Source organism: Enterobacter cloacae complex sp. I1M (assembly GCF_014982425.1).
In the GTDB taxonomy this organism is placed as follows: Bacteria; Pseudomonadota; Gammaproteobacteria; order Enterobacterales; family Enterobacteriaceae; genus Enterobacter; species Enterobacter intestinihominis.
The window spans coordinates 48,248-71,150 of the sequence record NZ_JADCLG010000010.1 but is presented as its reverse complement, the minus strand read 5'-3'; the positions used below and the strand labels follow the sequence as shown (position 1 = coordinate 71,150).

The following is a 22,903-nucleotide window of genomic DNA, read 5'->3' as shown; positions in this document are numbered from 1 at the left end:
CCGGCGGTAAATCGCCGCTTCGCGGTCCCTTCGGCTTATTCCTTCCGGCTTATCGGGGACGGGCGGAGGTAACATCCCTGTAATCCCTCCGTTATTCTGAAGGCACGTTAATGCTTCTGATTTCAAATAACTGGGAATACTCGGCCCTCCGTAAAAGGGGGTTCACATTTTCAGGAAAGGTGGTTATGTTGGCGCGATAACTGTTATTTATCGGGAAACAACATGCGCACAAAATATACGGGTCTGCAAATCAGCATTCACTGGCTGGTTTTTCTGTTAGTTATTATGGCCTATTGCGCCATGGAGTTCAGAGGTTGGTTCCCGCGAACCGATCGTCCGCTTATTAATATGATCCACGTTTCCTGCGGGATCAGCATCCTGGTGCTGATGGTGGCGCGCCTGCTTATCCGCCTGAAATTCCCGGCTCCGCCCATTCAACCGAAACCAAAAGCGATGATCACCGGGCTGTCCCATCTGGGGCATCTGGTTATCTACCTGCTGTTTATTGCGCTGCCGCTGATCGGCATGGTGATGATGTATAACCGGGGAAATGACTGGTTTGCGTTTGGCCTGACGATGCCGCATGCGGCGGAGGGGAATTTTGACCTGGTGGATACGCTAAAAGCGTGGCACGTAACGCTGGCGAATCTGGGGTATTTTGTGATTGGTTTGCACGCCTTTGCCGCGCTGATGCATCACTATTTCTGGAAAGACAATACGCTGTTGCGCATGATGCCGAAAAAGCGTCAGTGACCGATAATGCCCTGCCAACCCGCAGGGCATTTTTTTTGCGGCTTATTGCAGTTGCGCGCGCTCCTGCGCCGTTAAGTCCAGTTCCTGAGTTGTACCCGTTTCTGAAGATTTTACCGCCGCTTCCAGCACCGCCATCACCGCCAGGGCTTCCACCGGATGGACCGGATTGTCAATCTTGCCGTTCAGGGCATCGCGCACGTTTATATAGTACTGCCGCTGGTCGCCTTTTGGCGCAGGGATAGCGCTGGCTTCACCCTGGGCATTAAACAGCACCATAGCGTCGCTGTCCTCACCCCAGCTTTCGCTACCCGGAATGACGCCTGCCAGAAGCTGGGCTTCCTGCTGATCGATGCGCGCTTTCACCACGCTGGCCTTATCGCCGTGGACGGTAAAGCGGGCAACGCCGCCTGCCACCAGCATGCTGCAATGGAGGACCACTTTGTGTTCAGGATAGTTCAGCACCACGTGCGCCCAGTCGTTAATTTCCGCACCGTCACGCAGGGTGGCGATGTTGCCCTGTACCGACAGCGGCAGACCAAAAAGCTGTAGCGTCTGGTCAATCATGTGCGGGCCTAAGTCGAACCACAGGCCACTGCCGGGAACATTTTGCTCTCTCCAGCGCACGCGAACCTCCGGGCGGAAACGATCGATATGCGATTCAAAGTGTTTTACCTTGCCGATACTGCCTTGCTCAATCACCTGCTTAATGCCGAGAAAATCGCTGTCCCAGCGGCGGTTATGGAAGACAGAGAGCAGGCGTTGTTTTTCTTGCGCAAGCGCAATCAGGTCTCGCGCTTCCTGCATATCCAGCGTAAATGGCTTATCCACCACTACGTGCTTGCCGGCGTTGAGCGCCAGGGTGGCCAGCGGCGCATGGGTCGCGTTAGGGGAGGCGATAACCACCAGGTCGATATCCGGGTGCTGAATAGCCTCTTCAGGGGTGGCAACAACGAGGACGTCCGGCAGATCGCGTTTGACCTTTTCTTCATCCCGGGATGAGACCACCGCCAGCTTCAGGCCGTCGACGGACTGGATCAGCGGGGCATGAAACGTCTTACCCACAAAACCATACCCGATCAGCGCAATATTCATTGTCTTCACTTTATTCATGACCTTCTCCACGTTAATGCGCGCAAACGGTAACCTGCACGGCGCTATGGTCCCCGAGCTCTGCCCAGGGACGATCTAAAAACAGTTGATGAATCTGGGATAACCCTGAAACCAGATAAGGTTCGCACTGGTTGAGTTTCAGATGATCGGCGACTACCCAGTGCGCCTGGCTTGCGGCCAGCATGGCACGCTTCACCTCGGCATCCGCCTCCTGACTGGCGCTCAATCCGAGCTCGGCATGAATGGCGCATGCGCCAAGGATGGCGATATCCGCCCGGTAGCGAGAGAGCAGCGAAAGGGTGGCGCTTCCGGCAAACAGGCGCTGTTTCTGATCCCACTTTCCACCAAGCAGGATCAGATCGATATCTTCCCGATCGCTAACCTGCTGGGCGATATCAAGAGAAGGGGTGATGATGGTCAGCGGTCCCTGCAGGAAAGAGGCAACAGCCAGAAGTGTGCTTCCGGCGTCCAGAAAAAGCGTCGAGCCCGCAGGTACGCACTGCGCAACCTGTTTACCCAGCCGCTGCTTGATTTCAGGCAGTAAGGTATTCCTGCTAACTCGGTTCATCGTCGAGAGATTCAGCGCGATGGCGCCGCCATGGTTTTTTTGCGCCAATCCCTGTTTTTCCAGATCGGTCAGATCGCGACGGATGGTATCCGCCGAAACCTGCAACTTTTCTGCCAGCTCAGTGATGCTGGCCTGGCCTTGTTCAGTAATAATTTCAAGTACATATTTCTGTCTGGCGGTTTTATGCATGGGTGCAGTATCCTGCAAAATGTCGCAATACTATGCAGTTTACAGCATTTTACAGGAAAGGGAATCGTAACAGGAGGGGGATGTTGTCCAAAAACAGTTTGATAAGGTGAATATTGAATTAGCATTAATCAGTCATCAAAAACATGTATGTATCGTTTAGACCTGATGTTAACGCTATGTTTTACATGGAAATTTGGTTAAAGCTACCGAATAAGGAGTTCGAATAAAAATATAAAACCAGATTATAAATATAAATTGGTGCTTATATCTATTAGATATTCTTTTTAAAGTAAAATAATTTAATATTAATCAGCGAATGACTTAAATTGACAGTTCTTTGAAAATCTTTGTGTCTGATTCGCGATGAAATAAACGCAAAAATGTACATCAAGGTGTTTCAGAATTTTCCTTAAATTACAGAGGGTTTATATGTTTCAGCGTAAACGCATCTAATAGCCATTTGTCCAGAAACCCCATCTTTTTTCTTATTTGTAACACCGCATTAACACTACAGGTGTGGTCGCTCATATCACATTTTGTTATGCTGCGAATCAATAAATATTTAAGTAAATTCTTAAAAGAAAAAAAGAGATTGAACGGCTCTCATCTCAATTGAAATGGGTGTGGTCGACTATTGGCGGAATTTATCAAACAGGAGTGGGGCAAATAGGGTGAATTATTTGTACCTCTTCCTGGTAATTATTTAGCCATCACCTGAAGTCCGGGGGTATTATAAAGATGAAATGCAATAACAGGATGCTCAGATTATCTGCTTCCCTGACCTTAATTTCACTGGTGGTGACTGCGGCTCATGCAACTAACGGTCTGGTAGGGATATCTCCCGTTGCGGCAATGACGATGAAAGAAAGTATTCTTTTCGCTCTTGACCGCGACCCGTCGGTGAGTCAGCAGGCTGCACAGCTGGGGATTGGCCAGGCACAAATAGACGAAGCGCGTAGTGGCTGGATGCCACAAATAGCCCTGAACGGGAGTACGGGTCACAGCCAGACCACCGATTCGAGCGGCTCGTTGCGAAATTCCGCAGCCTGGGGGCTGAGCCTGACGCAGCTTGTGTACGATTTTGGCAAGACCAATAACAGCATCAGCCAGTCTTCAGCTCAGCGTGACAGCTATCGCTACCAGCTGATGAGCACGATGTCTGCCGTCGCGGAAAAAACGGCCCTCAGCTATGTGGAAGTGAAACGCTACAGCGATCTGCTACAGGCGGCAACAGAGAACGTGCAGGCGCTTAAAAACGTTGAGCAGCTGGCAAAACTCCGCGCCGATGCAGGCGTAAGCTCCACCTCTGATGAGCTTCAGACCCGCACCCGTATTGCCGGAATGCAGGCGACGGTAGAGCAGTACAATGCGTCACTGAACAGCGCCCGCGCGCGGCTGGCGGTATTAACTGGCATACAGGCTGAACGCTATTCACCGGTTCCGGGAGGTCTGGCCGTGGAGTCGGATTCTCTCAATCGAATTGATTATTCACTGATCCCAACGGTGATGGCCGCGCAGAACATGGAGCGTTCAGCCCAGTACGGCGTAGAAACCGCGAAGTCACAGCACTGGCCAACCTTAAGCCTGAATGGGGGCCGCACCCGGTACGAGTCTGATAATCGCGCGTACTGGGATGATCAGATCCAGCTCAATATTGATGCACCGCTTTATCAGGGCGGCGCGGTCTCGGCGCGCGTCCGTCAGGCCGAGGGCGCAAGGGCAATGGCATCGTCTCAGGTCGATCAGGCCCGTTTTGATGTCCTGCAAAAAGCCTCCGTCGCACAGGCCGACTGGACCGGGGCGCAAGGACGTATGGAGGCCGGAAAACGTCAGCTGGAAAATGCGTTGCGCGCCCGCGACGTCTACAAAAATGAATATACCCTGAGCAAGCGCAGCATTAACGATCTGCTCAGCGTGGAGCAGGATGTCTGGTCTGCCACCTCAGCGAAAATAATGGCTGAATACGATGGCTGGAGCGCGGCGATTAATTACGCCTCCGCGGTGGATAATCTCATGCCGCTTATCGGAATAGAGAAAAACGCTGCCGCGAAATTACCTGATTTGAGTTAAAAAAGGCGCGCCTTTCTGCGCGAAATAAGTCAGACAATAATGGGTGGTTTTTCCCAGGGATAGTTACATCCCTCTGGTGGACATAACCACAGGAATACGCGCACCTGCAAGGAGAAGAATATGAGTAACGCAAAAGTTGTTGATGTTATCATTCGAAAAACGGCAGAAAAAACGAAATTAACCGGTGAAGGGAATCTCTCGGTCTCTATTTCATCGCCGAGCGTGATTGAAATTCAGGGTTCTGCTCAGGACGTGGTGCGTTATGTCCGCCAGGGGAATGACCTCCTCATTTATATGAAAGATGGCAGCGTGATCCGCTGCAATAATTATTTTGTCGAAGACACGGAAACCCATAATCATTCCGAACTGGTATTTAACGATAACCAGGAGTTGACGCATATTTCATTTGCCGATGCCGGGGAAGCATCAGGCGTTGCCGCCACCGAATTAACCGCCCAGGCTGCACCCATTAGCAGCATTGAACCTTTTCTGGAGCAGGGAAGCGTCTTAAGCGATGCGCCGTGGGGCTGGATTGCCGGAGCGGCGTTGGGAGGCGGTGCGATTGGCGCACTGCTGGCTCACGGCGGTGACGGCGAAACCAAAACAAAAGTTATTGATAATACGAAAGAAGTCGAAAGCGCCACGCCAACATTTTTGCTGACGGATAACGCGGGTGACAAGCAGGGGGTGCTGAGTGCAAAAGAGGTCACGGATGATAACACCCCAACCTTCAGCGGTACCGGGCAGCCGGGCGCGACCATTCAGGTTAAAGACAGCAGCGGCAGCACCATCGCCAGCACCATGGTCGCAAAGGACGGCACCTGGACGGTAACACTTCCGACCCAGGCGGAGGGGGAACATACCTGGTCCGTCGTCCAGATCGACGGCAGTAAAACGACCTCTGCGGGCAGTATTACCGTAACCGTTTCTACAGCGGATACCAGCGTGACGCTCGCCACCACGGCGGGCGATAACGTGATCAACGCCAGCGAGCAGGCCGCTGGCTTTACGCTGTCCGGCACCAGCAAAAACCTGGCGCAGGGAACGGCGCTTACCGTCACGCTGAACGGTAAAACCTATTCCGCAGAAGTAGGGGCAAACGGCGCATGGAGCGTGAAGGTGCCTGCTGCTGACGCGCAGGCGCTGGGCGATGGTACCTGGACGGTCAACGTCAGCGGCAAAGACGCGGCGGGCAACACCGTGACCGGCAGCCAGACGATTGGCGTCGATACCGCTGCGCCAGCAATTTCTGTCGACACAATCGCCCAGGACAACATCATCAACGCGGCTGAACATAATCAGCCGCTGACGCTGACCGGAAAAACCGATGCGGAAGCGGGCCAGATTGTGACGGTCACGCTGAACGGCAAAAATCACACGGCGACCGTGGGCAGCGACGGCACCTGGTCCGTTACGCTTTCGGCCAGTGAAGTACAGGCGATGGCTAACGGCGAGCACACCCTGACGGCAAACGTCAGCGACAAAGCGGGTAACGGGGCCTCCACCACCGCCGATTTCACGGTCGATACCGCAGCGCCAGTGGTCACTATCAACACTGTCGCGGGCGACGACATTCTGAACACCAGCGAGCAGGGGCAGGCTCAGATTATTTCCGGCCAGGCGAACGGCGCGGCGGCGGGCGACGTTGTCACCGTGACCGTTGGCGGCAAGACCTTTACCGGTGTCGTCCAGGCGGACGGCAGCTGGAGCGTCGGCGTGCCTGCCTCTGTCATTGGCGCGCTGGGTGAAGGTAGCCACAGCATTTCGGTCTCCGTGACCGATGCGGCGGGCAACACCGGCAGCGCGACGCACGGCATTACGCTCAGCGGCAACCCGCCGGAATTCACCCTTGACCCCATCAGCCAGGATAACGTCCTGAATGCGCAGGAGGCCATGCAGCCTCTGAGCCTGAGCGGGACCAGTAATCTGCCGAACGGCAGCGCTGTCACCGTGACGTTGAACAACGTTAACTATCAGGCCACCGTTGAGAATGGTAGCTGGTCCGTTCAGGTGCCGGTTTCCGACGTGCTGGATCTGGCGAATACCCTTTACACTGTGAGCGTCAGCGGCACCGACAGCGTGGGTAACAGCGGCTCCGCCGAGGCGAATCTGCTGGTCGATACCGCGCTGCCGCAGGTGATCCTCAACTCCTTTGCCGGGGATAACCTGGTCAATAACGCCGAAGCGGCGGTTGACCAAACCCTCAGCGGACGCGTCACCGGCGCGGCGGCGGGCGATACCGTCTCTGTCACCGTGGGCGGCAAGAGCTACACCGCGACGGTTGGCAGCGACCTGAAATGGAGCGTGACCATCCCATCGGCCGACCTTCAGGCGTTTGGCGACGGCGAGTTAACCTTCAGCGCCTCTGTCACGAATGCGCACGGCAACACCGGCACCGGCGAACGTGATATCAACATCAACGCCGAACTGCCGGGCCTGCGCGTGAACACGATCTCTGGCGATGACGTGATTAACGCCATTGAACAGCAGCAGGATCTGGCCGTGACCGGCTCCAGCACTCATCTGGCCGAAGGCACACAGATCACCGTCACCATCAATAATGTTGAATACGTCACCACGGTTAACGCCAGCGGCAGCTGGCAGATTGGCGTGCCGTCAGCGGACCTGCAGGCATGGACGGCGGGAGGCATGACCGTCAGCGTCAGTGCGGAAGATGCCTGGGGCAACACCGTGGCGGCTGAACACCCGATCGAGCTTGACCTGAACGCGGTGGCCGTCACCATCGATACCGTAACCACTGACGATAGGCTCAACGCGGCGGAAAAAGGCGCGGATGTCACGCTTTCCGGTCAGACGCAGGGCGTAGAGGCCGGGCAAACCGTGGTGGTGAAATTCGCGGATCAAACCTTTACCGCACAGGTGCAGCAGGACGGCTCCTGGCGCCTGACCGTTCCGGCGAGCGCGATGGAAACGCTGATCGACGGGCGGGCGCAGGTGAGCGTCAGCGTGACTAACGTCAACGGCAACAGCGCGGACGCCTCACGCGTGGTGATTGTCGATACACAGCCGCCAGCCATTACGCTTGATAACCTGACCGACGACAACATCATTAATGCGGCAGAAGCGCAGCAGGATCTGGTGCTCAGCGGCAGCACAACCGCTGAAGCGGGCCAGACGGTCACCGTGACGCTGAACGGTAAATCTTACCAGACCACGGTCCAGGCGGACGGTCGCTGGCAGTTGAACGTGCCTGCCGCCGACGTTGGCGCGCTGACCGATGGCAATGTCACCGTCACGGCCACCGTCAGTGACGTGGCGGGCAACAGCAGCAGCGCGGACCGCGTTGGGCTGGTGGATGCCACCGTGCCGCAGGTGACCATCAACGATTTCGTCACCGACACCAACACCGTTAACCAGCTGGCCCATTCACAGGCGCAGATCCTGAGCGGCTCCGTCACCGGCGCGGCGGCGGGTGATTTGGTCATCATCACCATCAATAACGTGGACTACACCACCGTGGTGGATGCGGCGGGCAACTGGAGCCTCGGCCTGCCTGCGTCCGTCGTTCAGGGGCTGACGGACGGCACCTGGACCATTAACGTCTCCGTGACCGATCGGTCCGGCAACACCGGCAGCAGTTCAGTGGATGTGGTGGTCAATACAGTCACGCCTGTAATCGGTATTAATACGCTGGCAGCGGATGACGTGATCAATGCGGCAGAGAAGGGCGAAGATCTGCTGCTTTCCGGTACCAGCAACCAGCCGGAAGGAACCACCATCACCGTTAATCTGAACGGTATCAACTATGCAGCCACCACCGACGCCAGTGGCAACTGGAGCGTTACCGTACCCGCCTCTGCGGTGAGCGCGCTGGGTGAAGCCAATTACACCGTGACGGCGAGCGTCACCGATAATGTGGGCAACAGCGCCTCTGCCACGCACGATGTGCTGGTGGACAGCTCGCTGCCGGTTGTTACCCTCAACAACGTCGCGGGCGACAATATCGTTAACGCGGCGGAAGTGGCCGCAGGGCAAACCCTGACCGGGAAAGTATCGAACGCGGCATCGGGCGATACCGTCACCATTATCATCGGCGGGCAGACATACACGGCTACCGTACAGGACGATCTCACCTGGAGCCTGCCGTTAACCCAGAGTCAGTTAACCGCGCTCGGCAACGGCGACCTGACCGTATCGGCCAGCGTGACGAACGCGCACGGTAATACCGGATCGTCTTCCCTGGATGTCACCATTGACGCCCAGTTGCCCGGCCTGCGCATTGATACCGTCGCCGGTGACGACGTCATTAACGTTATTGAACACGCGCAGAACCTGGTTATCTCCGGCACCAGCACCGACCTGGCGGCGGGTAGCACCGTCACCGTGAGCATCAACGGCAAGAGTTATTCCGCCTCGGTACTGGCGGACGGCACCTGGCAGGCTGCGGTTCCGGCCGCGGACGTCTCCCGGTGGGAGGACGGGTCGCTCACCATCAGCGCCAGCGCGCAGGATACCTCCGGCAACCCGGTGAACATCGGTACCGTGGTGGATGTCGATCTCGCCCCGGTGGCGATAAGCATCAACAGCGTGACGGACAACAACGTGCTGAACGCGGCAGAAAAAGGCCAGGATCTGGTGCTGTCCGGCTCCTCCTCGAACGTTGAAGCGGGCCAGACCGTTACCATTATCTTTGCGGGTAAAACCTGGACCACGATGGTCGATGCCAACGGCGACTGGACCTGCACCGTACCGGCTGCCGAACTGAGCGGCCTGAAGGATGGCGACGCCAGCGTACAGGTTAGCGTAACCAACATGAACGGCAACGCGGCCTCTTCCTCGCAGGCATTCAGCGTCGATACCGCCGCGCCAGCGGTCAGCATCAACACCATCAGCGGCGACAACATGCTAAATGCGGCAGAGGCGGCGCAGGACCTGACCCTGAGCGGGACGTCTACTGCTGAAGCAGGCCAGACGGTCACCGTGACCTTCAACGGCAATCAGTACACCGCCCAGGTGCAGGCAAACGGCAGCTGGACGCTGGATGTACCGGCGGCGGATCTGGCGGGGATCGCAGACGGTAGCGCGGCGGTCACGGCGACCGTGTCCGATAAAGCGGGCAACCCGGCCAGCGCGGGGGCGTCCGTGCTGGTCGACACTACCGTGCCGCAGATTACCTTCAACATTGTGGCGGGCGACGACATTGTTAATATTGCCGAGCACGGTCAGGCGCTGATTGTCATCGGCAAGGTGACGGGCGCGCAGGCGGGCGATGTGATTACCCTGACCCTGAACGGCAAAGACTACACCGCCATGCTGGACGGTGCCGGTAACTGGAGCGTGGGCGTTCCGGCGGCGGACGTGGGCGCGCTGGCTAACGGCGATCAAACGATCTCCGCCACGCTCACCGATAAAGCGGGCAACAGCACCAGCGCGACGCACGCGTTTGACGTCTCCCTGACCGCGCCGGTGATTGCCATCACTACCCTGGCGGTTGACGACGTGATCAACGCGACCGAGAAAGGTCAGGATCTGCTGGTCTCCGGCACCAGCAACCAGCCGGACGGGACCCGCATCACCGTAACCCTGAACGGTATCAGTTACGCCGCCACCACCGATGCCAGCGGTAACTGGAGCGTCACCGTTCCGGCGGCAAACGTCTCGGCACTGGGCGAAGCGAGCTACAGCGTGACGGCCAGCGTGACCGATACCGCGGGTAATAGCGCGAACACCAGCCATAGCGTGCTGGTCGACAGCGCGCTGCCGCAGGTCACCATTAATGCAGTTGCCACCGACGACGTGATTAACGCAGCGGAAGTGGCTTCCGGACAAACCCTGAGCGGGAAAGTGAGCGGCGCGGCGAGCGGTGACACTGTCACGATCGGTATCGGGGGCAACACCTATACCGCGACGGTTCAGGACGATCTGAGCTGGTCGGTTAACGTGGCATCTGACGTCTTAACCGCTATCGGTAACGGCGATCTCACCGTAACAGCGAGCGTGACCAACGGCCACGGCAACACCGGCACCGGCGAGCGCGACATCACGATTGATGCCAGCCTGCCGGGCCTGCGCGTGGATACCGTGGCAGGCGACGATGTGATCAACAGCATCGAGCATACTCAAAACCTGATTATCACCGGCTCCAGCGACGGGCTGGCGAGCGGATCGGCGCTGACGGTCACCGTCAACGGCAAAACCTACGCGGCAACCGTGCTGGCGGACGGCACCTGGACGGCGGCTATTCCGGCGGCTGACGTCGGCGCGCTGAGCGCAGGTACAGTCACCGTGACCGTTGACGGCCAGAGCGCGGCGGGTAATCCGGTTTCCATCAGCCATGACGTGAAGGTGGATCTGGCGCCGGTCGCCATCAGCATCGACGCCATCGCTACGGACGACGTGATTAACGCAGCCGAGAAGGGTGCGGATCTGGTGCTGTCCGGCTCGACCACCAACGTGGAAGAAAACCAGACCGTTACTATCATTTTCGGCGGTAAGACCTATAGCGCGACGGTGGATGCCAGCGGCCACTGGACGGCGACCGTACCGTCTGCCGATTTGGGCGGACTGAAAGACGGCGACACCAGCGTGCAGGTCAGCGTCACCAACGTAAACGGCAACAGCGCCTCTGCGGGCCGCGAGTACAGCGTGGATGCCACCGCGCCGACGGTGTCGATTGAAATCGTCAGCGACAACAACATCATCAATGCTGCCGAAGCGCAGCAGGATCTGGTCATCAACGGCGTCTCTGATGCGGAAGTGGGCCAGACCGTGACCGTGACCCTGAACGGCGAGAATTACACCACCACCGTGCAGGCGAATGGCAGCTGGAGCGTCACCGTACCGTCTGCGGATGTCGGCGCGATTTCCGACGGCGATTACACCATCACGGCAGCCGTCCTGGATAAAGCGGGTAACCCGGCCTCGGCGGATCGCGATGTGCTGGTGGATACCACGGTGCCACAGCTGACCATTAACACCGTTTCCGACGACGACGTGATCAACAGCGCCGAGCATGCGCAGGCGCTGATTGTCACCGGTTCCGTGACCGGTGCGGCGGCGGGGGACGTGGTGACCGTCACCATCAATAACAAAGATTACACGGCGACCCTGGACGCTTCCGGCAAGTGGAACGTGGGCGTGCCTGCGGCGGACGTGAGTGCTCTGACCGCAGGGGATCACACCATCACCGCGGCGCTGACCGATAAAGCCGGAAACAGCAACAGCACAACGCACGAGGTTGAAGTCAACCTCACCGCGCCGGTGCTGACCATTGACACCGTGTCCGGTGACGATGTGATCAACAACACCGAGAAAACCCAGGATCTGACGATCTCCGGTACGGCTTCCGGCCTGGCGACAGGCGCGGTGGTGACCGTGATACTGAACGGCAAAGCGTACAGCGCCACGGTAGCTACCAATGGCCAATGGACTACAACCGTTCCGGCGAGCGAGGTGGGGCAACTGGGTGAAGCGCTTTACACCGTGTCGGCCTCCGCGACGGACAGCGTCGGCAACAGCACCAGCACCTCGCACACCGTGAACGTGGAATCCGTTCTGCCGGGCGTGATTATCAACACCGTGGCAGGTGACGACGTCATTAACGCGGCGGAGCTGGCAACCGGCCAGACCATCAGCGGTAAGGTGGTGAATGCCGAAGCAGGCAACACCGTGACCGTGACCATTGGCGGCAACAGCTACACCGCAACGGTGCAGAGCGATCTCACCTGGTCCGTGAGCGTGCCGGAGTCGGTGCTGACCGCGCTGGGCAACGGCGATTTAACCGTGTCAGCCAGCGTCACCAACGGCGTGGGCAATAGTGGAACGGGCGAGCGCGAAATCGTGATAGACGCGAATCTGCCGGGCCTGCGCGTGGACACCGTGGCGGGCGATGACGTGATTAACAGCATCGAACACGGGCAGAATCTGATTATCACGGGTTCAAGCGACGGCCTGACGGCGGGTACGGCGCTGACCGTCACCGTAAACGGTAAAACCTATGCGGCTACCGTGCTGGCAGACGGCACCTGGAGTGCGGCGATCCCTTCTGCGGACGTGGGTGCCCTTGCCGCAGGCACGGTCACCGTGACCGTTGAAGGGCAGAGCAGCGCGGGCAATCCGGTGACTATCAACCATGATGTGACGGTGGATCTGGCAAACGTCGCCATCAGCATTGACGCCATCGCTTCCGATGACGTGATCAACGCCGCCGAGAAGGGCGAAGAACTGGTGCTTTCCGGCACCACTGCGAACGTTGAGGAAAATCAAACCGTCACCATCGCCTTCGGCGGCAAGAACTACACCGCCACGGTGGACGCTGAGGGTAAATGGACCGCCACTGTGCCATCTTCGGATCTGACCGGTCTGAAAGAGGGTGATGCCAGCGTGCAGGTCAGCGTCACCAACGTGAACGGCAACAGCGCCTCGGCGGGCCGCGAGTACAGCGTGGATGCTACCGCGCCGTCCGTGACCATCAACACGATTGCCACAGACGATATCCTGAACGCCACGGAAGCGCAGTCTGACCTGGCAATCTCCGGCACCAGCACCGCCGAAGCGGGCCAGACGCTGACCGTATCGCTGAACGGCAAAGATTACACCACAACCGTCAGCGCGAACGGCAACTGGACGCTGAACGTTCCGGCGGCGGATCTGGCAGGATTAACCGACGGCAGCGTGACGGTCACTGCCTCAGTCAGCGACAAGGCGGGTAACCCGGCGTCGGTGGACCACAACCTGACGGTGGACGTCACCGTTCCGACTGTGACCATCCACACCGTGGCAGGCGACGACGTGATTAACGTGGCTGAACACAAGCAGGCACAGATTATCAGCGGCTCCGCCACCGGCGCGGCGGCGGGCGATAAGGTCACCGTCACGATCGGCGGCCAGACTTACACCACCGTGCTGGACGCGGCGGGTAACTGGAGCGTGGGCGTTCCGGCCAGCGTCATTTCAGTCCTCAGCGACGGCACCGTGACCGTCACTGCGTCTGTCACCGACGCGGCGGGCAACACCGGCAGCGGCACGCATAATGTGACCGTCGATACCGGTCTGCCGTCGGTCAGCTTTAACGCCATCAGTGATGACAACGTCCTGAACGCCGTTGAAAAAGGGCAGGACCTGAGCGTCAGCGGCACCAGCGCCAACCTGACGGAAGGCACCGTGGTGACCGTAATTCTGAACGGCAAAAACTACACGGCGACAACTGCGGCAGACGGCACCTGGAGCCTGACGGTTCCGGCGGCGGATCTGGCCGGTCTCGGTCAGGCCAGTTACACCCTGAACGCGACCGCCACCAACGGCGTGGGCAACAGCGTGAGCAACACCGCGAACCTGCTGGTGGACATCGCGCTGCCAACCGTCACCATCAACACCGTGGCGGGCGACAACGTCATCAACGCGGCGGAAGTGGCGGCAGGTCAGACCCTGAGCGGCACCGTGGCGAATGCCGAAGCGGGCAACACCGTGACGGTGACTATCGGCGGCCACAGCTACACCGCAACGGTGCAGAACAATCTTTCCTGGTCCGTGAATGTGCCGTCTGACGTGCTGACCGCACTCGGCAACGGCAGCCTGAGCGTGACGGCAACCGTCACCAACGGCCACGGCAACACCGGGACCGGCGAGCGCGAGATCGCTATCGACGCTAACCTGCCGGGCCTGCGCGTGAATACCGTGGCGGGTGATGACGTGATCAACACCATTGAGCACGCGCAGAACCTGATTGTTTCAGGCTCCAGCGACGGGCTGGCGCCGGGCACGGCGCTGACGGTTACCGTCAACGGTAAAGATTACGCGGCAACGGTACTGGCAGACGGCACCTGGCGCGCGGCGATCCCGTCCACCGACGTGAGCGCGTGGCCGGAAGGCATCGTGAAAATCAGCGTTACCGGCGACAGCGCGGCGGGTAACCCGATCACCATCAGCCACGATGTGACCGTGGATCTGGCTACCGTTGCCATCAGCATCAATGCGCTTGCCACCGACGACGTGATTAACGCGGCGGAGAAGGGCGCGGATCTGGTGCTGTCCGGTGCGACCACCAACGTGGAAGCCGGGCAGACCGTGACCATCAGTCTGAACGGCAGGATCTACACCACCACCGTGGACGACAGCGGCAACTGGACTTACACCGTGCCGTCAGCGGATCTGGCTGGCCTGAAGGATGGCGACGCCAGCGTGCAGGTGAGCGTCACCAACGTGAACGGCAACAGCGCGTCTGCGGGCCACGAGTACAGCGTGGATGCTACCGCGCCGTCCGTGACCATCAACACGATTGCCACAGACGATATCCTCAACGCCACGGAAGCGCAGTCAGACCTGGCAATCTCCGGCACCAGCACCGCCGAAGCGGGCCAGACGCTGACCGTGTCGCTGAACGGCAAAGATTACACCACAACCGTGAGCGCGAACGGCAGCTGGACGCTGAACGTTCCGGCGGCGGATCTGGCAGGATTAACCGACGGCAGCGTGACGGTCACTGCCTCAGTCAGCGACAAGGCGGGTAACCCGGCATCGGTTGATCACACTCTGACGGTGGATGTGACCGTTCCTGGGGTGACCATCCACACCGTTGCACGTGACGATGTGATTAACGCGGCTGAACACAATCAGGCGCAGATCGTCAGCGGCTCCGCCACCGGCGCGGCGGCGGGCGATACCGTCACCGTCACCATCGGCGGCCAGACTTACACCACCGTGCTGGACGCGGCGGGTAACTGGAGCGTGGGCGTTCCGGCAAATGTGATTTCAGGCCTCAGCGACGGCACCGTGACCGTCACTGCGTCTGTCACCGACGCGGCGGGCAACACCGGCAGCGGCACGCATAATGTGACCGTCGATACCGGTCTGCCGTCGGTCAGCTTTAACGCCATCAGCGATGACAACGTCCTGAACGCGGTAGAAAAAGGGCAGGACCTGAGCGTCAGCGGCACCAGCGCCAACCTGGCGGAAGGCACCGTGGTGACCGTAATTCTGAACGGTAAAAACTACACGGCGACAACTGCGGCAGACGGCACCTGGAGCCTGACCGTTCCGGCGGCGGATCTGGCGAGCCTGGGCGAAGCCAACTACACCCTGAGCGCGACCGCCACCAACGGCGTGGGCAACAGCGTGAGCAATACCGCGAACCTGCTTGTCGACACCGCGCTGCCAACCGTCACCATCAACACCGTGGCGGGCGACAACGTGATTAACGCGGCGGAAGTGGCTGCGGGGCAGACCCTCAGCGGCAGGGTAACGAACGCTGAGGCGGGCAACACCGTGACGGTGACCATCGGCGGCAACAGCTACAACGCGACGGTGCAGAGCGATCTGACCTGGTCCGTGAACGTGCCTGAGTCGGTTCTGACGGCGCTGGGCAACGGCGATTTAACGGTGTCAGCGACCGTCACTAATGACCATGGCAATTCGGGAACGGGCGAGCGCGATATCACTATTGACGCCAGCCTGCCGGGGCTGCGCGTGGATACCGTGGCGGGCGATGACGTGATCAACAGCATTGAGCATGGTCAGAATCTTATCGTCACTGGCTCAAGCGATGGGCTGGCGGCGGGCACTACGCTCACCGTGACCCTGAATGGCAAGACCTATGCCGCGTCGGTACTGGCAGACGGCTCCTGGACCGCGGCGATCCCGGCGGCAGACGTGGGCGCTCTGGCCGCAGGCACGATGACCGTCACCGTAGCGGGCCAGAGCGCGGCGGGCAATCCGGTCTCCATCAGCCACGACGTCACCATCGATCTGGCAGCCGTGGCGATCAGCATCGATGCCATCGCCACCGACGACGTGATTAATGCGGCGGAGAAAGGCGCGGATCTGGTGCTATCCGGCAGCACATCCAATGTGGAAGATAACCAGATCGTTACCATCATCTTTGGCGGCAAGTCTTACACCGCCAAAGTCGATGCCGACGGCAACTGGACGGCGAACGTGCCTTCCTCGGATCTTGCGGGTCTGAAAGACGGCGACGCCAGCGTGCAGGTGAGCATCACCAACGCGCACGGCAACAGCGCTTCGGCGGGCCGCGAATACAGTGTAGATGCCACCGCGCCAACCGTGACGATTGACACGGTCGCAGGCGACAACGTGATCAACGGCAGCGAAGCGGCTGCGGGCGTGGCCATTTCCGGCACCACCACGGCGGAAGTCGGTCAGACGGTAACCGTAACCTTCGGCGGGAACAGCTACACCACGCAGGTTCAGCAGGGCGGCGTCTGGAGCGTTAACGTGCCGGGCACAGACCTGTCCGCCCTGGCGGATAACGGCTACACCGTGCAGGTGAGCGTGAGTGACGCCGCGGGTAACCCGGGCAGCGCGGGTAAAGCGATTACGCTTGATACCACACCGCCGACCGTCAGCTTTAACGTCGTGGCGGGTGATGACGTCATCAACAGCGTGGAGCACGGGCAGGCGCAGATCGTCAGCGGCACCGCAACCGGCGCCAGCGTCGGCGATAAGCTGATTATCACCATCGGTTCGAATCAGTACACCACCACCGTTGACGCCAGCGGTTACTGGAGCGTGGGCGTTCCGGCCAGCGTGATTTCCGCACTGGCCGACGGCACCGTAACCCTCAGCGCGACTATCACCGACAGCGCAGGCAACAGCAGCACTCAGACCCATGACGTGGTGGTAAATACCGCATCGGTCGCGCTGACCGTCAACACCCTCAGCGGTGATGACGTGATCAATGCGGCAGAAGCGGGCGCGTCGCTGGTTATCAACGGTTCCAGTGCGCAGTTCGCCAGCGGTACGCAGGTCACTATCACCCTGAATGGTAAGAGCTATACGGCCACCATTCAGAGCGACGGCGCCTGGCAGACCACCGTTCCGGCCGCCGACGTGGGCGCTCTGGCCGACGGCGCGAGCTACCAGATTTCTGTTTCGGCGCAGGACAGCGCCGGGAACAGCGCCTCGGCGACGCATACCATCAGCGTGGACACCACCGCGCCGGTGATTAGCGTGAACACGTTGTCGGGCGACGACGTGCTGAATGCGGCGGAAGCTCAGCAGCCGCTCACCGTACACGGCTCTTCCAGCGCGGAAGCAGGCCAGACGGTGACCGTCACGCTGGGCGGAAAAACCTACACTGCGCTTGTCGGCAGAGATGGCACCTGGACGCAGGACGTTCCGGCGGCAGACCTGGTCGCACTGAGCCAGGGTGCGCTGACGGTGACCGCCGTGGTCAACGATAAAGCCGGTAACAGCGGCCAGACGACCCATACCTTAACGGTCGATACCGTCGCACCAGCCGTCACCATCAGCACCGTGGCCGATGACGATATCGTCAACAACGCCGAGCAGTTGGCGGGGCAGACTATTAGCGGGACCACCACCGCGGAGCAGGGCCAGACGGTGACCGTCTCCTTCAACGGGCACAGCTATCAGGCGACCGTTGGAGCAGACGGTTCGTGGTCGGTCTTCGTGCCGGGCCGCGACTTCCTCGGCCTGAGCGATGGGGATTACACCATTACGGCTACGGTGAGCGATAAGGCGGGTAACCCGGGCAGCGCAACACACGACGTGACGCTGAACGGCGACGTGCCGACCATCGTCATTAACACCTTTGCCCAGGACGATATTGTCAACGCCGCCGAGCACGGCACGCCGCTAATTGTCAGCGGCACCACCGACGCGCCTGCGGGCCAGACGGTGACCATTACGCTTAACGGTAAAACCTACACGGCTACCGTTCAAAATGACGGCACCTGGAGCTATACGGTCGGCAGCGCAGACGTGACCGCGCTGGCGGACGGCGGTTCGTACGTGATCAATGCGCAGGTGAGCAACGCCATCGGCAACAGCGCCAGCGATAACCACAGCGTCACCGTGGATCTCACCGCACCGTCAATGGGGATCAGCATTGATTCCCTGCAAAACGATACCGGCCTGAGCGCGAGTGACTTCATCACCAACGATAAGCAGGTGGTGGTGAACGGTTCCCTGACCGCGCAGCTCGGTAATAACGAGAAGGCGCAGATCAGCCTCGACGGTGGTTCAACCTGGATTGACCTGACCGTGACCGGCACCACCTGGCGTTACACCGATGGCCGCACCCTGACGGACGGGACGTACCCGTACCAGGTGCGCGTCATTGATAACGCGGGCAACGTCGGGGCAACGGACAGCCAGGACGTGGTAATCGATCTGACGAAGCCTGCGGCGACGAGCATTACCGTGGATTCCGTCTCGCAGGATACCGGCCTGTCCGACAGCGACTTCATTACCAGCGACAACCAGATTAGCCTGAAAGGGACGCTCGGCGCGGCCCTGGGCAGCGGCGACCACGCGCAGATCAGCCTGGACGGTGGCGCGACCTGGACTGACGTGAGCGTCAGCGGTCTGAGCTGGACCTACGTTGATGGCCGCACGCTGGCCGACGGAGACTACAACTACCAGCTGCGGGTGATTGACGACGCGGGGAATATCAGCGCCACCACCAGCCAGGTGGTGACCATTGATACCGTCGCGCCGGACGCCAGCAAAACGATCGCTATCGACAGCATCAGCGACGATACCGGCCTGAGCAGCAGCGACTTTATCACCAATGATACCTCCCTGACGCTGCACGGCTCGCTCGGCGCAACGCTGGCCGACGGCGAATATGCCCAGATTAGCATCGACGGCGGAGTCAGCTGGCAGAACGTGATCGTCACCGGCAACAGTTGGTACTACGTGGACGGCCGCACGCTGGGTAACCAGACCTATGACTACTACGTTCGCGTAGTGGATGCGGCGGGCAACGTGGGTGCCAGCGCTCATCAGCAGGTGACGGTCGATACGGTCGCGCCGGATGCGGCGATTACGGTGACCGTGGATAACATCACCGTCGATACCGGCTTCGACAATAACGACTTCCTGACCAGTTCGACCTCGTACACGCTCAACGGGACGCTCGGGGCCGAACTCGGGGCGGGTGAGTATGTGCAGGTGAGCATGGATGGCGGCACTACCTGGGTTTACGCCACGGTAAGCGGCACCCGGTGGAGTTATAACGACGCGCGCACCCTGGCCGACGGCGACTACCGCTATCAGGTGCGGGTTGTCGATCAGGCGGGCAACGTCGGGGCCACCACCACGCAGGACGTGACGGTGGATACCCAGGCGCCGCAGTACGGCATCACCATTGACAGCATCAGCGAAGATACCGGGCAGTCCGGGAGTGATTTCATCACCATGGACACCTCGCTGACGATCAACGGCTCGTTGGGCAGCGCGCTGGCCAGCGACGAGCGCGTACAGATCAGCCTCGACGGCGGCAATACCTGGATTGACACTGCCGTCACTAACCAGCGCTGGAGCTATACGGATACCCGCGATCTGGCGGACGGGGATTACACCTGGCAGGTGCGGATCATCGACCAGGCGGGCAACGTCGGCTCAACCTCTTCGCAGGTGGTAACGGTTGATACCACGCCGCCTGAAACGGTGGGAACGGTGGTCAGCTATACCGACGGGGAAGGTGAACGTACGGGCACGTACGGCGCATCAGTCGCGACGGACGATACCTCACCACTGATCAACGGTACGCTTAACCGTGCTCCGGAAGACGGCGAAATCGTGCAGCTTTACCGGGACGGGATCTTGCTGGGTCAGGTCACAATGAACGGCAGCGCAAGCTGGTCCTATCAGGACAACGGCCTGCTCGACGGGAATCACACTTACATTCTGCGCGTCACCGACAAAGCCGGTAACTACACGGAATCGGATGGCTTTGTGCTGAACGTCGATACCAGCATCCCGACCACCACGGCGGCGATTACTGCCCAGACCACCTCGGATACCACGCCGATTATTAATGGCACGGTGTCTGCGGACCTGGTGAATGGGGAGTACCTGGTGGTGATGGTGAACGGGAAAACCTATACGTCGCAGACCGGCGGCGCGGTGGTAGTCGACCCGGATCACAATACCTGGTATCTGCAGATCCCGGACAGCGATGCCCTGAGCGTGGCGAACTACGACGTAACCGCGCAGGTGAAGAGTAGCGCGGGCAACGGTAACACCACTGGTACGGCAACCGGCAGCCTGGTGATCGATACCACCTCGGTGAATACCGACTGGGCGACCACTGCGGGTAACCTGAATAACTCGACTATGACGGTCGGCACGAACAGCAGCGGCCTGTGGAATATCATTGCTAACGGCCAGTCTTACTCCAGCAGCGATAGCTCGACCTATGCCGGCAATACGCTGAGCAACACCCGTGGCTATTACGTGGTGAGTCAGACCGCCGCCGACTTTGACCGTAACGGCACCCAGGATATTTTCGCAACTGAGAACACCTACGCGGGTTCTACGCAGGTGATGTGGACCTACGATGGCAGCAGTTACACCGCCAGCCAGCTGGCAATGGGGACCACTATCTGGTACGGCGGCGTAATTGCCTACGATAAAACCGGGGATGGCTATCTGGATCTGGCCTACGGAGATGCCGGTATGGACTCCCTGACCTACCTGGTTAATACCAACGGCGTTCTGTCGCCGGACGGCACCGGCGGGGAAGGTGGATTCTACGGCCAGTTCGATTCCGGACGTGAAATCTCCGGCGTCGACCTGAACAACGACGGCACCGTGGACATCGTGCAGCACACCAACCGCAGCGGGGCGTACTCGCTCACCGTGATAAACAACAACGGGAACGGTACGCTCTCCATTGGCCAGAACCTGACCAACGTGTTTGTGGCCAACGCCTCGAATACCACCACGGCGGCGTCCATAACGTGGGCGGACTTTAACGGCGATGGCTACATGGACCTGTACCTGGGCAGCAGCTACAACAACAACGGCGGGGTGATTTACTACAACGACGGTACCGGGCAGCTATCCACCACCAGGAGCGCGGTGGAAGCCTCTAACGCCACGGCGGGCTATTTGTCGGTGGCGGTGGACTGGAACGGCGATGGGCAGATGGACATCATCAAGCTCAGCACCTACGGCGGCTCGCAGACGGCAACCTTGTTCACCAACAACGGCTACGGCTCAACCTGGACTTCAAGCCAGCTTGCGTCAGGGCTTGCTAACGTCACCGGCGTCGCCGCGGTGGACTACAACTGGGATGGTGCGCAGGATCTGCTGGTGTCTCAGCAGAATGGCAAGGTGGTGCTGGTGCAAAACAGCAAAACCATTGCTGACGGTACCGCGATGCATCTGCACATTGTCGATAGCGAGGGCATCAACGCCTACTACGGCAACACGGTCAATCTGTACAACGCCGCGGGCGTACTGGTGGCCTCGCAGATCATCAACGCCCAGTCCGGCATTGGCTCGAATGATACCTCTGCGCTGGTAAGTTTCTACGGGCTGGATCCGAACGAAACCTACTCGGCGGAGATCGTGAAGATCACCAACGGCGTGTCGGATAACGTCACCTGGACCGGCCTGGACGCGAGCAACGGCAAAGAGGGTTATGTTCTCACCGCCGAAGCGGCCACCGGCGGCCACAACGGAACCATTACCGGAACCGGGTATAACGACACCTTTATCGCAGAGGATGGGAGCTATACCTATAATGGCTCCGGCGGCTGGAATACCCATTCCGACTACGACACCTGGAGCAATACCGGCGGCATGGACGTGGTGGATTACCGCAATGCCACCTCTGAGATAACTGTTGATTTGCGCCTCTCAACGGCGCAGGACACCGGGTTCGGTACCACACGGTTGTTGAATATTGAAGGGATTAACGGCTCCGACTATGACGACGTGATCACCGGCAACAGCGGTGATAACCAGTTCGAAGGCCGCGGCGGTAACGACACCTTCAACATCGGCAGCGGCGGTCAGGACACGCTGCTCTATAAGCTGATCAACGCGTCTGACGCGACCGGCGGCAACGGTAGCGATGTGGTGAACGGCTTTACCGTCGGTACCTGGGAAGGGACGGCAGACACGGACCGCATCGATCTGCGTGACCTGCTTTCCGACAGCGGCTATACCGGCACCGGCTCGGCGAGCTACGTGAACGGCGTGGCGACGCTGGACAATAGCGCGGGCAACATTGCTGACTACATCCGCGTGGTGCAGAACGGCAGCAACACCGAGATCCAGGTTGACCTCGACGGGACGGGCGGCCAGTTCTCGCCAACCACCCTGGTGACGCTGAACGGCGTGCAGACGGATCTGGCGACGCTGCTGGCAAATCATCAACTGTTAATTGCGTAAAACAACGCCGCGGGGAGCGATCCTCGCGGCTTTTTGCGTTTCTTTACATTAATAGCCATAACCCTCTATTTCACAAGATTATTTTGC

General features: G+C 59.5%; 5 protein-coding genes. 3 read left to right on the top strand and 2 right to left on the bottom strand.

Going from position 1 to position 22,903, the window contains the following annotated elements:
* Positions 1-222: 222 nt before the first annotated feature.
* Positions 223-753: a cytochrome b561 gene (gene cybB / locus INF86_RS05455; protein WP_023300059.1), complete on the top strand. Its 531-nt coding sequence runs from the start codon at positions 223-225 to the stop codon at positions 751-753.
* A gap of 42 nt (positions 754-795) precedes the next feature.
* Here the strand turns inward: cybB and INF86_RS05450 are convergent, their stop codons facing one another.
* Positions 796-1,863 carry an oxidoreductase gene (locus INF86_RS05450; protein ID WP_038416023.1) on the bottom strand — a complete coding sequence of 356 codons (1,068 nt, stop codon included), beginning with the start codon at positions 1,861-1,863 and terminating at the stop codon, positions 796-798.
* Between the two features lie 13 nt (positions 1,864-1,876).
* Positions 1,877-2,620, bottom strand: a complete 744-nt coding sequence (locus INF86_RS05445; RefSeq protein WP_022648061.1) for a DeoR/GlpR family DNA-binding transcription regulator — start codon at positions 2,618-2,620, stop codon at positions 1,877-1,879.
* Between the two features lie 756 nt (positions 2,621-3,376).
* On the opposite strand from INF86_RS05445, the gene INF86_RS05440 reads away from it, so the two are divergent.
* Together INF86_RS05440 and INF86_RS05435 are read left to right on the top strand one after the other, a co-directional pair.
* Positions 3,377-4,690: a TolC family outer membrane protein gene (locus tag INF86_RS05440; protein ID WP_227414739.1), complete on the top strand. Its 1,314-nt coding sequence runs from the start codon at positions 3,377-3,379 to the stop codon at positions 4,688-4,690.
* Between the two features lie 120 nt (positions 4,691-4,810).
* Positions 4,811-22,816 (top strand): Ig-like domain-containing protein, encoded by an 18,006-nt coding sequence (locus INF86_RS05435; protein WP_193543296.1) that lies wholly within the window; start codon positions 4,811-4,813, stop codon positions 22,814-22,816.
* Positions 22,817-22,903: the final 87 nt, after the last annotated feature.

Coding starts and splice junctions, on each gene's coding strand:
- cybB (WP_023300059.1), top strand. CDS start 223: ATGCGCACAAAATATACGGGTCTGCAAATCAGCATTCACTGGCTGGTT.
- INF86_RS05450 (WP_038416023.1), bottom strand. CDS start 1,863: ATGAATAAAGTGAAGACAATGAATATTGCGCTGATCGGGTATGGTTTT.
- INF86_RS05445 (WP_022648061.1), bottom strand. CDS start 2,620: ATGCATAAAACCGCCAGACAGAAATATGTACTTGAAATTATTACTGAA.
- INF86_RS05440 (WP_227414739.1), top strand. CDS start 3,377: ATGCTCAGATTATCTGCTTCCCTGACCTTAATTTCACTGGTGGTGACT.
- INF86_RS05435 (WP_193543296.1), top strand. CDS start 4,811: ATGAGTAACGCAAAAGTTGTTGATGTTATCATTCGAAAAACGGCAGAA.